This window comes from Streptomyces pyxinicus (assembly GCF_024753135.1).
Classification (GTDB): domain Bacteria; phylum Actinomycetota; class Actinomycetes; order Streptomycetales; family Streptomycetaceae; genus Streptomyces; species Streptomyces pyxinicus.
The window spans coordinates 33,814-46,258 of sequence record NZ_JANUGP010000028.1 but is presented as its reverse complement, the minus strand read 5'-3'; the positions used below and the strand labels follow the sequence as shown (position 1 = coordinate 46,258).

Here is a 12,445-nt window from a genome sequence, read left to right as displayed (position 1 = left end):
TCAGGCTCCTGCCATCAGGGTGGTGTTGACGAGGTTGAGGAACTGCTGGGGGGTCTTGCAGCGCTCGGCGTCCACCGGCATCGGGGTGCCGTGCGCGTTCTCCAGCTCGCCGACGATGCCGAGCAGGCCGAGCGAGTCGACGCCCAGCGTCTCGAAGCCGGTGTCCGGCCTCTCCTGGAGCTGCTGGGGGCTGACGGTGACCCCGGCGGCCTTCTTCATCAGCGTGGCGAGTTCCTCGACGGTGATCTGGGGCATTGCTCTCCTCCTTTGCTGTCTCACTTGCCGGCGCCGTGCCGGAGCAGCAGCGCCGAGTTCGACCCCATGAGGCCCCGGCTGAGCACCAGCGCGGTCCGCGCTTCGGCGGGCCGGGCCCGGCCGGTCACGAGGTCGAGGTCGTGGCAGACGTCGAAGACGTTCGGCGTCGGGGGGATCAGGCCGTGCTCCATCGCGAGCACCGCGGCGGCGGTGTCCAGCACGGGCGCCGCGCAGTAGCCGCGGCCGATCCCGGTCTTCGGTGCCGTCACCGGCACCCGGGCGGCGTGCGCGCCGAGGGCGTCGGCCAGGGCCAGCGCCTCGGCCCGGTCGGCGGCCGGCACGCCGAGGGCGTCGGCGAAGACCACGTCGACCTCCTCCGGGGCGCAGTCGGCGTCCGCGAGCGCCTTGCGGATGGCCTCGGCGAGGCCCTCGCGGGACCGGTCCCAGCGGGAGGCGCCGGTGAAGGTGGCCCCGTGCCCGGCGATGACGGCCCGGACCTCCACCCCGCGCTCCCGGGCGGCGGCCGCGGACTCCACCACGAGCATGGCGCCGCCCTCGGCCGGCACGAACCCGCAGGCCGCGTCGGTGAAGGGACGGTAGGCCCGGGTGGGGTCGGTCTCCCGGCTCAGTTCGTCGTAGCCGAGCTGGCAGACCATCGAGTACGGCGCGAGCGGGGCCTCGGTGGAGCCGGCCACGATCGCGTCGGTGCCCCGGCGCACCGCCCGTGCCGCGTGCGCGAGGGCGTCCAGGCCGCCGGCCTCGTCGGAGGCGACGACCGAGCAGGGGCCCTTGAAGCCGCGGCGGATGGAGACCTGGCCGGTGCTGGCGGCGTAGAACCAGGCGATGGACTGGTAGGGGCCCACGAACCGGCTGCCCTTGCCCCACAGTCGCTGGAGCTCGCGCTGGCCGAACTCGCCGCCGCCCGAGCCGGCCGCGGTGACCACGCCGATGGAGTACGGCGACGCGGAGGTGTCGGCCTGGCCGAGCCGGGCGTCCGCCAGCGCGAAGTCGGCCGCGGCCATGGCGTAGTGCGTGAACCGGTCGGTCTGGACGAGGAAGCGTTCCTCGATCGTGTCCGCCGGGTCGAAGGCGCGGACCTCGCCGGCCACCTTGAGCGGAAGGTTCTCGCAGCCCTCGCGGGTGACCCGGTCGAGGACGCTGACGCCCTCCTGGGTGGCCTTCCAGAAGGTGTCGGTGCTGGTGCCGTTGGGCGCGACCACACCGATGCCGGTGATGGCCGCGGGCCGGTCCTGTGGTTCGCTCATCTGTCTGTCCTCACTCCCTCGGCCGGGTCAGGATCACCGCGGACTGGAAGCCGCCGAACCCGCTGCCGACGGACAGCACGCTGGACAGCTTGCGTTCGCGGGCCACGCGCGGGACGTAGTCCAGATCGCACTCGGGGTCGGGGGTCTCGTAGTTGGCGGTCGGCGGGACGGCCTGCTTGGCGAGGGCCAGCACGCAGGCGACCAGTTCGATGGCGCCGATGGCCCCCAGGGAGTGCCCCACCATGGACTTGATGGAGCTCATCGGGGTGTCGTAGGCGTGCCGGCCGAGCGCCCGCTTCACGGCCGCCGTCTCGTGGCGGTCGTTCTGCCGGGTGCCGGAGCCGTGCGCGTTGACGTAGTCGATCGCCGTCGGGTCCAGCCGCGCCTGGTCGAGGGCGGTGGATATGGCCCGCGCCATCTCCAGGCCCTCCTTGGTCAGGCCGGTCATGTGGTAGGCGTTGCCGAAGGTGGCGTAGCCGCCGAACTCGCAGTAGACGTGGGCACCGCGGGCCCGGGCGTGCTCCAGCTCCTCCAGGACGAGCACCGCGCCGCCCTCGCCCATGACGAAGCCGTCACGGTTGTTGTCGAAGGGCCGGGAGGCGTGCGCGGGGTCGTCGTTGTTCGGGGAGGTGGCCTTGATCGCGTCGAAGCAGGCCATGGTGATCGGGGAGATCGGGGAGTCCGAGGCGCCCGCGATGCAGATGTCCGCGCGGCCCTCCTGGACGGCGTGGAAGGCGTAGCCGACCGCGTCGAGGCCGGAGGTGCAGCCGGTGGAGACGGTCTGCACCGGGCCCTGGGCGCCGAAGCGTTCCGCCACCGCGGAGGCCACGGTGGCCGGCGTGAACGCCCGGTGCAGCTGGGGCTCGGCCTCGGCGTGGTCGACGTCCCAGCGCTCGCCGCCATGGCTGACCAGCACGTAGTCGTGCTCCAGCCGGGTGGTGCCGCCGACCGCGGTGCCCAGGGAGACGCCGACCCGCCAGGGGTCCTCCCGGCCCAGGTCGAGGCCCGAGTCCCGGACCGCCTCCGCGCCGGCGACCAGGGCGAACTGTATGTACCGGTCGGCCCGTTCGACCTGCTCGGCGTCAAGGCCGTGCGCGGTGGGATCGAAGTCGCACTCGGCGGCGATCCGGGAGCGCAGCCCGGACGGGTCGAAGAACGTGATGCCCCGCGTCGCGGTACGGCCGTCGGCGAGCAGGTTCCAGAACGCCGGCACGCCGATCCCGCCCGGAGCCACGATGCCTATGCCGGTGACCGCCACGCGCCGGGTCATGACCGGACCTGCTCCCGGTCGGCGCCCGCCCGGGCCGGCTCGGTCGCGACGGCCGCCGCGCCGATGACCGACGTCTCCTCGGTGTCGACGTGCCCGAGCTGCGGGCGCGGGGCCAGCGGACCGAGGTGGAAGACGAGACGCGCCTCCACGTTGCCGACGTTGCGGAACCGGTGGCGCATGTTGACCGGGATCATCAGCCCCTGCTCGGGGCGCAGCGGGTGCGGCTCGCCGTCCAGGTCGACCTCCAGGTCGCCGCAGACGACGTAGACGAACTCCTCGGAGTACGGGTGGTAGTGCTCGCCGATGCGGTCGCCGGGCCGCACGATGGCCAGGCCCATGAAGCCGCTGGTGGAGCCCACCGTCGCCGGGGTGAGCATGGCGCGCAGGTCGCCGCCGCGCTTGGTGTTGGGCTCGGTCTCGCTCAGGTCGATGATCTTCGGAAGGGGTTTGATCACGACTTCCTCCGTGGGTGTGGGCGTCGGCGGGGTCAGGCGTCCGGGGAGCGGCGGTCGGTGACGAAGTCCATGCGCGCGGCGGCGCCGTCGAGCAGGGCCGTCAGCGGGGCGGGGGCGGACTTCGGCAGGGCGGCCTCGGGTCCGTGGCCGGGGCGGACGTCGACCAGGCGGACGACGACGTCGTCGCGCTGGAAGATCGTGCTGCGCAGGACCGGGCTGTCCGGGTCCTCCGCCGCCGCCTCGTCCTGCCGGGCGAGCAGTTCGGCGACCTCCATGCCGCGGCCGGAGCGGGCCGGGTAGGACAGCGCGTACCGCTCGCCCTCGGCCTCCTCGTCCGCGCCGAGGTGCTGGACGGCGGGCAGCGCCGCCCGGGTGAAGAACACCCGCGCCGACTCCTCGTCATTGAGGTCGCGGTCCTGCTCCAGATAGGGGTTGATGGCCTCCTCGACGGCCCGCACCTCGGGCTGCCGGGCCACGTGCCGCAGCGCCGCGAGCAGGTCGCCGCGTACCTCGACGGCGCGGACGACGCGGTTGCCCCGCATGAAGAGGGAGGTGCGCAGCAGCCGGGTCCGCTCGTCGACCCGCGCCTCGGGCGAGGCGTAGTCCGACAGGATCTCCTTGACCTTCTGCTCGCTGCCCGGCTTCACGGTGAAGGTGATGGCGTGCCGGATCACGCCGTCGCCGATGCGCGGGGCGGTCTGGAGCCGGCGCTCCGTGCCCGCCGCCTCGCCGCCGGTCTCGCGGACGATGTGGAAGCGCAGCGACCGGGTGTCCCGGATGCAGCTGTGCATCGGCTGCACCATCCGCACGTGCTCCTCGCTGTTGACCCAGGCGAGGAACGGCGGGGCGCTCTCCCACTCACTGGTGATGAGCCACTGGGAGGGGTTCTCGATGGACTGGCACAGCTGGTCGCTGATGTGCCCGGGGACGGACGAGACCTGCTTGCCCATCTCCTCGTAGGCCTCCAGGAACTGCTGCTGGGCACCGTCGTACACGTCCACCAGCAGGACGACCCTCAGGCGGGAGCCGTCGAACACGGACTGGGAGACCCTCTTCGACACCTGTCGCGTCGACGGCTGGGAGACCTTCTCGGTCGTGGTGGTCATTGCTGCGCACATCTCCTTCGCAAGGGGCAGAGGCGAACGCCGGCCGCCGGTGACGCGACGTCAGCGCTTCTCGATCCTGTGCCGGTCCCCCGGTGCGCGCGACTCGCGTGAACCACGTGGGTGATCACGCGGGTGAATGAGCACGCGGATGCCCTCCCAGAGGGCATGGAACCTGCGAGACGCCCCACACCCCCCACCACTGCCTCAGGAGTTCTTGATGCAGCAGAAAGCCGATCACCAGGTTCCCGTCCTCGTCGTGGGCGGCTCTCTGGTGGGCCTGTCCCTGTCCCTCTTCCTCGGCCGTCTAGGCGTACGGCACCTGCTCGTCGAGCGGCACTCCGGCACCTCGATCCACCCGCGTGGCCGAGGCAACAACGTCCGCACGATGGAGCTGTTCCGGACGGCCGGCATCGAGCCGGACATCAAGGCGGCGGCCTCTCTCCTCGCCGACAACCACGGCATCCTGCAGGCCCCGACGCTGGTCGGAGACGCCGGCGAATGGCTGTTCCGGGAGATCGACCCGGGCGGTGGCCTGGCCCGGTTCAGCCCGACGAAATGGTGCCTGTGCAGCCAGAACGACCTGGAGCCGGTCCTGGTGCGCGGCGCCGGCGCGCTCGGCGGCGACCTGCGCTACTTCCACGAGCTGGAGTCCTTCTCCCAGGACCCCGAAGGAGTGACGGCGTACGTCCGCGACCGGGACAGCGACCGGCTCTACACCGTCCGCGCGGACTACCTGGTCGCCTGCGACGGGCCGCGCAGCCCGGTCCGGGGCCGGCTCGGCCTCGGCCAGAGCGGTCCGGGTGAACTGTTCGCCAACGTGAGCGTCACCTTCCGCTCCAAGCTGCTCGCCGAGGTCGTCGGCGACCGGCGCTTCATCTGCTGCTACCTCACCGACCCGGACGGCGACGGCGCCCTGCTGCCCGTCGACAACAAGGAGAACTGGGTCTTCCACGCCCCCTGGCACCCCGAACTCGGCGAAACCCTGGACGAGTTCACCGAGGAGCGGCTCCAGCGGCACATCCGCCGGGCGGTCGGCTCGCCCGACCTGGACGTGGAGATCACCGGGAAGGCCTCCTGGCGGGCGGCCGAACGGGTCGCCGAACGGTACGCGTCCGGCCGGGTGTTCCTGGCCGGCGACTCCGCCCACGAGATGTCCCCGACCGGCGCCTTCGGCTCGAACACCGGCATCCAGGACGCGCACAACCTGGCCTGGAAGCTGGCCGCGGTGCTCGACGGCTGGGCCGGCCCCGGCCTGCTGGAGACGTACGACACCGAGCGCCGCCCGGTCGCGGAGGCCACCAGCGCCCGCGCCTCGGCCCGCTCGGTGGAGCACAGTCACCCCGGCTTCGCCCCGGCCCCGGGCATCGGCGCCGGCCGGCGCGGCGGCATCCTCAACATCGTCCTCGGCTACCGCTACCCCGAGGGCGCGGTCCTCGGCGCCGACCCGGACCAGCCGATCGTACCCGAAGGGATGAACCTGTCCGGCCGGCCGGGCAGCCGCGCCCCGCACCTGTGGCTGCGCCGGTCGGGCGAACGCCTCTCCACGCTCGACCTCTACGAGCGCTCGATGGTCCTGCTCAGCGACGCGGCCGCACCGGCGGGCAGCGCCTGGCACACCGCCGCCCGCCGGATCGCCGAGGCGGACGGGGTACGACTGGACGCCTACCGCATCGGCACGGGCCCGGACGCCGACCTCACCTACGACACGGAGGGCACCGACTGGGCGACGGAACACGGCACGAACGCGGACGGCGCGGTACTGGTCCGCCCGGACGGCTTCGTCGCCTGGCGGGCCACGGACGCGGCGACGGACGCGGAGGCGGAGCTGCGGACGGTGCTCGGGGCGGTACTGGACCGGCGTTGAGCCACCGGCAGCCGCCCGGACACGACGAGGGCCACCCCGCGGGGTGGCCCTCGTTCCGGTCGGTGACGCCGGTACCGGTCAGATCCGTACCTCGACGGTCCTGGCGAGCCGGTCGTGCAGGCCGCGGCCGTCGCGGTCCCACACCAGGGCGGGGATGGCGAGGCAGAGCAGGACCGTGCGCAGCAGGGCGCGACCGGGGTTGACGGTGCCGGTCCCGAGGGCCACGACCCGGATGCCGAAGAGGCGCTTGCCCGGGGTGGAGCCGATGGTGCCGACGGTCAGGACGCTCAGGACGAAGAAGACGCCGAGCGCCCAGTTGCTGGTAGCGGGGGTGTAGCCGTGCGTGATCAGGCCGTATGCGATCAGTACGCTCATCGCCCAGTCCACGGCGAGGGCGCCGAGCCGCCGCCCCGGCCGGGCGATCGAGTTCGGGCCGTCCTCGGGGAGACCGAGCTGCTCACCGCGGTACCCGAAGTCGGCGCCGGCCTCTTCCATGGCCGCGCGCGGGCCGGAGAGCCACGATCCCATTGCCTGCCTGTTGTCCACCCGACCACGGTACTGTGCCCGGTTCCGGGCAGTACACGGCGGGGTGGCGGGTACCCGCTGTCCGCGTGGCCGGTTAACTTCTGCGAAACAAACGGGTCACGCCCGAGAAATCACCCATCCCTAGGGTCGAGACCAGCGTGTGCCACCGCACTGGCCGCACGAACGATCTACCACCCCGGCGCGGACGGTCGGGAGTAGGAGGAGCTGGATGTTCCAGAACGCCGACGAGGCCAAGAAGTTCATCGCGGACGAGGACGTCAAGTTCGTCGACGTCCGCTTCTGCGACCTGCCGGGCGTCATGCAGCACTTCACGGTGCCCGTCGAGGCGTTCGACCCGGACGAGGAGCTGGCCTTCGACGGATCGTCGATCCGCGGCTTCCAGGCCATCCACGAGTCCGACATGGCGCTGCGTGCCGACCTGTCGACGGCCCGTGTCGACACGTTCCGCCGGGACAAGACCCTCAACATCAACTTCTTCATCCACGACCCGATCACGGGCGAGCAGTACTCCCGTGACCCGCGCAACGTGGCGAAGAAGGCGGAGGCGTACCTGGCGTCGACCGGTATCGCCGACACCGCGTACTTCGGCCCCGAGGCCGAGTTCTACGTCTTCGACAGCGTCCGCTTCGCCACCTCGGCGAACGAGTCGTTCTACCACATCGACTCCGAGGCGGGCGCCTGGAACACCGGCGCCGTCGAGAACAACCGCGGCTACAAAGTCCGCTACAAGGGCGGCTACTTCCCGGTGGCCCCGGTCGACCACTTCGCCGACCTGCGCGCCGAGATCTCCCTGGAGCTGGAGCAGTCCGGCCTGAAGGTCGAGCGCCAGCACCACGAGGTGGGCACCGCCGGCCAGGCGGAGATCAACTACAAGTTCAACACGCTGCTGGCCGCCGCGGACGACCTCCAGCTCTTCAAGTACATCGTGAAGAACGTGGCCTGGCGCAACGGCAAGACCGCGACCTTCATGCCGAAGCCGATCTTCGGTGACAACGGCTCGGGCATGCACGTGCACCAGTCGCTGTGGTCGGGCGGCGACCCGCTCTTCTACGACGAGGCCGGTTACGCGGGCCTGTCGGACACCGCTCGCTACTACATCGGCGGCATCCTGCGGCACGCCCCGGCGCTGCTGGCCTTCACCAACCCGACCGTGAACTCGTACCACCGTCTGGTGCCGGGCTTCGAGGCGCCGATCAACCTGGTGTACTCGCAGCGCAACCGCTCGGCCGCGATGCGTATCCCGATCACGGGCTCCAACCCGAAGGCCAAGCGCGTCGAGTTCCGCGCGCCCGACTCCTCCGGCAACCCGTACCTGGCCTTCTCCGCGCTGCTGCTGGCGGGCCTGGACGGCATCAAGAACAAGATCGAGCCGGCCGAGCCGATCGACAAGGACCTCTACGAGCTGGCTCCCGAGGAGCACGCGAACGTCGCCCAGGTCCCGACCTCCCTCGGCGCCGTCCTCGACTCCCTGGAGGCCGACCACGAGTTCCTCCTCCAGGGCGACGTCTTCACGTCCGACCTGATCGAGACCTGGATCGACCTCAAGCGCACCAACGAGATCGCCCCGCTCCAGCTCCGCCCGCACCCGCACGAGTTCGAGCTGTACTTCGACGTGTGATTCCGCCCCGGGTCAGAGCGGGTGCTGCCCCTCTGAGCCGTCTGCGAGCCGTTGGCCGGCCCTCCCACGTGGGAGGGCCGGCCAACGGTCTTTCGGCCACCGGCCTTCCGGGTCGGCTCATCAACGGGCAGGAAGCCGGGCGAGGAGGGGCTCAGACCGAATCGATCTGCCAAGCGATGACGCCACTCGATCCCTTGGAGCCGTCGACATCGACGTGCAGCCGCTGCTTCCGCGCGGTGATCCGCTGCTGAACCACGGACCGATCACACGGCAGCTCGGCCTGCGATCCGGTGCCGGCGGGCGAGAACGACAGGCGCGCGCTACCACTGCCGAAGCACACCAGGCTGAGCTTGTACGTCTTGCCTGGCTTCACGTTCGGTTCGGTATGGACGCCGTCCGACACGCGTTCGGTGCCGGATTCGAGCATGTGACCGGTGTGGACCGAGGCGAGGGCCTCCTGAGCCCGCTCGGTGAGTTGCTGCTCCGAGGGGCCGGTCGCCGGCCGGGACCGGCCGGCCGTCGGCGACGGACGGTCGGAGGCGTGGGTGTCGTGGCTGGAGGAGGTGCAGGAGGCCAGCGTGAGCGCCGACGCCGCCAGGGTGCATCCGGTGATCCAGGCCCGTGAACCAAAGGAGATCATGAAGAGGTTTTCCCACACTTCCAGCCGGTCTCCGACGTGGGCAGCGTCGCCGATCTGTGCGCGATCCCGACACCACCGCAGGTCCTGAAAGGGGAACGGTACCGGTGATGCGAGGCTGTTGGGCCCACGCGCCGAGGTCTCCCCGTTCCCGCCACTGTCACATTCCCGGTGCCTGTCCGGTCCTCTCTCCAGAGGCGGCCGTGGGTACACCAGGAGGAATCACCGTGACGAAAGCCCTGATCATCTGCACGTCCATCGCGCACGGGAACACCCGGAGGGTCGCCGAGGCCATGGCGGAGGTGCTGGGGGCGAAGGTGGTCGCGCCCGGGGAAGTGGGCCCCGCGGAGCTGGCGGCCCACGACCTGGTCGGGTTCGGGTCCGGGATCTTCAATCAGCGCTTCCACCCCGAGCTGCGCCGGTTCGTCGCCGCGTTGCCGGTACGGCGGAGTGGGCGGGGGTTCCTCTTCTGGACCTGCGGTCTTCCCGAGCGGCCGTTCCTCACCCGGTCTCTCGTCCGGACGCTCCGGGGCAAGGGGTACGAGGACGCCGGCGCCTTCGGGTGCCGTGGGCACGACACCTGGGCGCCGTTCCGTCTGGTCGGCGGCATCCACCGGGGTCGCCCGGACGGGCGGGACCTCGCGGCGGCCCGGGCCTTCGCCGAGGGACTCGACGGGTGACGTGTCCCGTGCAACCTTTCCCGGCTCCCGCCCTTCCTACTGTCGGGAGACCTTCGAGAGAGGTGTACGGGGATGGCGGAACAGGACGACCGGCAGGACGAGTTCGATCACGCCTGGGCGGACTCGGCCGAGTACAAGGAACCCTCGGCCCGGGCCCGGATGCTCGCCGCCCGCTGGAAGGAGAACCCGCCGAATCCGGCCCCCTTCCGCGCCGACCCGGACCCGGCGGGCCCACGCCGCTCGTCCTGGGTCTCCACGGCGGTGGTACTCGGCTGCGTCGCCGCGGTGATCGTCCTGCTGGGGTGGGCGCAGCTGCGCTCCGCCTCCTGAGGAGATCCTCCCGCCGAGAAGGTCGAGAAGAGTCGAGAAGAGTGGAGAAGATGAGGGGCTTTGCCGAGATGCGTGAGGGATATGGGGTCGCGCCGGTCGATGTCTTCGACCTCTTCGACAGCCGCGACCCGGGGGCCTGGCTCGCGCTGGACCAGGCCGCCCGGTCGGAGACCTACCACCGGCCGCCGGAGATCGCCGGGCGCTCCCTGAGCGCCGCCCTGCGCGACGGTGTCCCGATCGACGACGACCGGCTCGCCCTCGCCCTGTGCCACCACGACGGCCGGATACGGCAGCGGGCGCTGGAGCGGGCCGCCGGCCGTCCGGCGCTGCTCGCGCTGGTCGTCGTACGGTGTGCCGACTGGGCGGAGCCGGTGCGGGACCGGGCCCGCGAGCGGCTCGCCGAGGCGCTGGACGCGGAGTCGGCCGTACCGCTCGCGCCGCTGATCCTGCGGCTCGCCGGCCGGCGGGAGGGGGACCATGCCCTCGGTCTGCTGGGCCGGGTGCTGCGCGGGGCCTCCCGGGAGCGGCTGGCCCCGCTGCTCACCTGCGCCGACCGCGCCGTTCGCCGGTACGCCCACGAGCGGGCGATCGAGTGGGGCGCCCTCTCCCCCGCCGAGCTGGCGCGGGCAGCGGCCCGGGACGAGGACGCCGTCGTGCAGGGCCGGTGCGCCGACGCCGCGCTCGCCGGTCTCCCGGGCCGGGACGCGGAGGGCGCGGACGAGGTGCTGGAGGCGCTGCTCGGGGCCCGCAACCCGCGGGCCCGGGCCGCCGGAGTGACCGCGCTGCGGCGGCTGGAGCTGCCGGAGCGGGCCGTGGGTTTCCTCGCGGACCGGTCGGCCCCGGTACGGGCCTGCGCGCGGTACGTCCTGCGGCAGCACGGGCGGGATCCGCTGCCCTGGTACCGGGCCCGCTGTGCCGACCCGGCCGACCCGGCGCTGCCGCCCGGGGCCGCTGTCGGGCTCGGCGAGTGCGGTCAGCGCGCGGACGCCGGTCTGTTGTGGGCACTGCTGGAGCATCCGGTGCCGGGGGTGCGGGCGCGGGCCGTGAGCGGGCTGCGGGCGCTGGGCGTGACGGACGTGCCGCGGATGCGGCGGCTGCTGGACGACCCGGCTCCCGGTGTGGCCGGCGAGGCCACGCTCGCGCTGCTGCCGTCGGCCGGCGCGCTGCCGGCCGAGTGGCTGCTGGAGCGGCTGGACGCGGCCCGGCCCCGGTGGCAGCGGGTCTCGGCCTGGCGGCTGCTCGCCGCGCACGGCCACGCCGTACGGCTGCGGGCGGCCCGCGCACTGCTCGAAGACCCGGACGAACGGCTGCGCGAGCGGGCCGGGCAGGTCGTCGCCCGGGGGTGCTGAGGCAGGGACCTTTGCCGCTCCTAGGGCCGTTCGGGAGGGCTCCATGGGAGTCGGCGGGTGCACACTGGACAGCGGGGCCGAGTGCCTGAGTGCGGGGTGGTGTGAGATGCGGAGTCGCTTCCGGAGCGATCGTCGGCTGACCGTACGGATGGGCCTGACGCTGTTCCTGCTCGGGCTGCTGTACGTGGGGTTCGTCGCCGCGCTGATCGTGCTGCTGAAGTCGTGGCTGCTGGTCGTCGTCCTGATCGGGGCGATGTTCGTGGCGCAGTTCTGGTTCTCCGACCGGATCGCCATGTTCGCGATGCGCGGGCGGGTGGTGGAGCGGGAGGAGTATCCCGAGCTGCACGCGGTGGTGGACCGGCTGTGCGCGATCGCGGACATGCCGAAGCCGGTGGTGGCGGTGTCCGCGATGGACATGCCGAACGCGTTCGCGACCGGCCGCAACCCCGATCACGCGGTGGTCTGTGTGACCACGGGGCTGCTGCGCCGGCTGGAGCCGGCCGAGCTGGAGGGCGTGCTCGCGCACGAGCTGTCGCACGTCGCGCACAAGGACGTCGCGGTGATCACGATCGCCTCGTTCCTCGGGGTGATCGCGGGGCTGATCGTACGGTTCGCCTTCTACTCGCAGCTGTTCGGCGGGGGCCGCCGGGACCAGAACACCGCCCTCGTGTTCGTCACCGTGATGGGCGTCTCGGCGGCCGTGTACGCGCTCAGTTTCCTGTTGATCCGGGCGCTGTCGCGCTACCGGGAGCTGGCGGCGGACCGGGCGGCGGCGCAGCTCACCGGGCGGCCCTCGGCGCTGGCGTCCGCGCTCACCAAGGTCACCGGGGACATCGCCCGGATCCCCACCAAGGACCTGCGCACCGCCCAGGCGTTCAACGCGTTCTATTTCACCCCGGCCATCGGCAAGGAGCCCGGCATCGAGCGGTTCTTCTCCACGCACCCCACCCTGGAGCAGCGGCTGGCGCAGCTCGGCCGGATGTCGGTGGAGCTGGGCGAGGCCGCGCGGCCGGGGGCGGCGTCCGAGGGACACTGAGACGGAGCACGGACGGGCGCTCGGGAAGGCGGAG

13 protein-coding genes are annotated in these 12,445 nt (G+C 72.2%); 6 read left to right on the top strand and 7 right to left on the bottom strand.

The window, feature by feature from the left end:
- From NX794_RS28680 to NX794_RS28660, 5 genes are read right to left on the bottom strand one after another with little or no spacing between them, the layout of a single operon-like run.
- Positions 1-255: an acyl carrier protein gene (locus NX794_RS28680; protein WP_258782168.1), complete on the bottom strand. Its 255-nt coding sequence runs from the start codon at positions 253-255 to the stop codon at positions 1-3.
- 20 nt (positions 256-275) lie between these two features.
- The gene (locus tag NX794_RS28675) at positions 276-1,520 is read right to left on the bottom strand and encodes a beta-ketoacyl synthase N-terminal-like domain-containing protein (RefSeq protein ID WP_258782167.1); all 1,245 of its coding nucleotides are present in this window, start codon (positions 1,518-1,520) and stop codon (positions 276-278) included.
- Positions 1,521-1,530: 10 nt separating this feature from the next.
- Positions 1,531-2,790: a beta-ketoacyl-[acyl-carrier-protein] synthase family protein gene (locus tag NX794_RS28670; protein ID WP_258782166.1), complete on the bottom strand. Its 1,260-nt coding sequence runs from the start codon at positions 2,788-2,790 to the stop codon at positions 1,531-1,533.
- The gene (locus tag NX794_RS28665) at positions 2,787-3,245 is read right to left on the bottom strand and encodes a cupin domain-containing protein (RefSeq protein ID WP_258782164.1); all 459 of its coding nucleotides are present in this window, start codon (positions 3,243-3,245) and stop codon (positions 2,787-2,789) included. The genes NX794_RS28670 and NX794_RS28665 overlap by 4 nt, the downstream gene beginning before the upstream one ends.
- A gap of 32 nt (positions 3,246-3,277) precedes the next feature.
- Positions 3,278-4,351: a SchA/CurD-like domain-containing protein gene (locus NX794_RS28660; protein ID WP_258782162.1), complete on the bottom strand. Its 1,074-nt coding sequence runs from the start codon at positions 4,349-4,351 to the stop codon at positions 3,278-3,280.
- A 217-nt stretch (positions 4,352-4,568) separates the two neighbouring features.
- On the opposite strand from NX794_RS28660, the gene NX794_RS28655 reads away from it, so the two are divergent.
- Positions 4,569-6,215, top strand: coding sequence for an FAD-dependent monooxygenase (locus NX794_RS28655; protein ID WP_258782161.1), 1,647 nt, complete (start codon positions 4,569-4,571; stop codon positions 6,213-6,215).
- 78 nt (positions 6,216-6,293) lie between these two features.
- On the opposite strand, the gene NX794_RS28650 is transcribed toward NX794_RS28655, so the two are convergent.
- On the bottom strand, positions 6,294-6,761 hold the full coding sequence (locus NX794_RS28650; protein ID WP_258782155.1) for an RDD family protein: 468 nt from the start codon (positions 6,759-6,761) through the stop codon (positions 6,294-6,296).
- A 208-nt stretch (positions 6,762-6,969) separates the two neighbouring features.
- On the opposite strand from NX794_RS28650, the gene glnA reads away from it, so the two are divergent.
- Positions 6,970-8,379 (top strand): type I glutamate--ammonia ligase, encoded by a 1,410-nt coding sequence (gene glnA, locus NX794_RS28645; RefSeq protein WP_258782154.1) that lies wholly within the window; start codon positions 6,970-6,972, stop codon positions 8,377-8,379.
- A gap of 151 nt (positions 8,380-8,530) precedes the next feature.
- On the opposite strand, the gene NX794_RS28640 is transcribed toward glnA, so the two are convergent.
- Positions 8,531-9,037 (bottom strand): DUF6023 family protein, encoded by a 507-nt coding sequence (locus NX794_RS28640; RefSeq protein WP_258782153.1) that lies wholly within the window; start codon positions 9,035-9,037, stop codon positions 8,531-8,533.
- A 206-nt stretch (positions 9,038-9,243) separates the two neighbouring features.
- Here NX794_RS28640 and NX794_RS28635 point away from each other — a divergent pair, with 206 nt between their 5' ends.
- The 4 genes from NX794_RS28635 to htpX all read left to right on the top strand — a co-directional run bounded on the left by NX794_RS28635 (position 9,244) and on the right by htpX (position 12,411).
- The gene (locus NX794_RS28635; RefSeq protein WP_258782151.1) at positions 9,244-9,696 is read left to right on the top strand and encodes a flavodoxin family protein; all 453 of its coding nucleotides are present in this window, start codon (positions 9,244-9,246) and stop codon (positions 9,694-9,696) included.
- A gap of 72 nt (positions 9,697-9,768) precedes the next feature.
- A complete protein-coding gene (locus NX794_RS28630; RefSeq protein WP_258782150.1) occupies positions 9,769-10,026 on the top strand; it encodes an SCO2583/SCO2584 N-terminal domain-containing protein in 258 nt (85 codons plus the stop codon).
- Between the two features lie 68 nt (positions 10,027-10,094).
- Positions 10,095-11,375: a hypothetical protein gene (locus tag NX794_RS28625; protein ID WP_258782148.1), complete on the top strand. Its 1,281-nt coding sequence runs from the start codon at positions 10,095-10,097 to the stop codon at positions 11,373-11,375.
- 106 nt (positions 11,376-11,481) lie between these two features.
- Complete coding sequence (gene htpX, locus NX794_RS28620) at positions 11,482-12,411, top strand: zinc metalloprotease HtpX (protein ID WP_258782147.1); 930 nt, start codon at positions 11,482-11,484, stop codon at positions 12,409-12,411.
- Positions 12,412-12,445 lie beyond the last annotated feature (34 nt).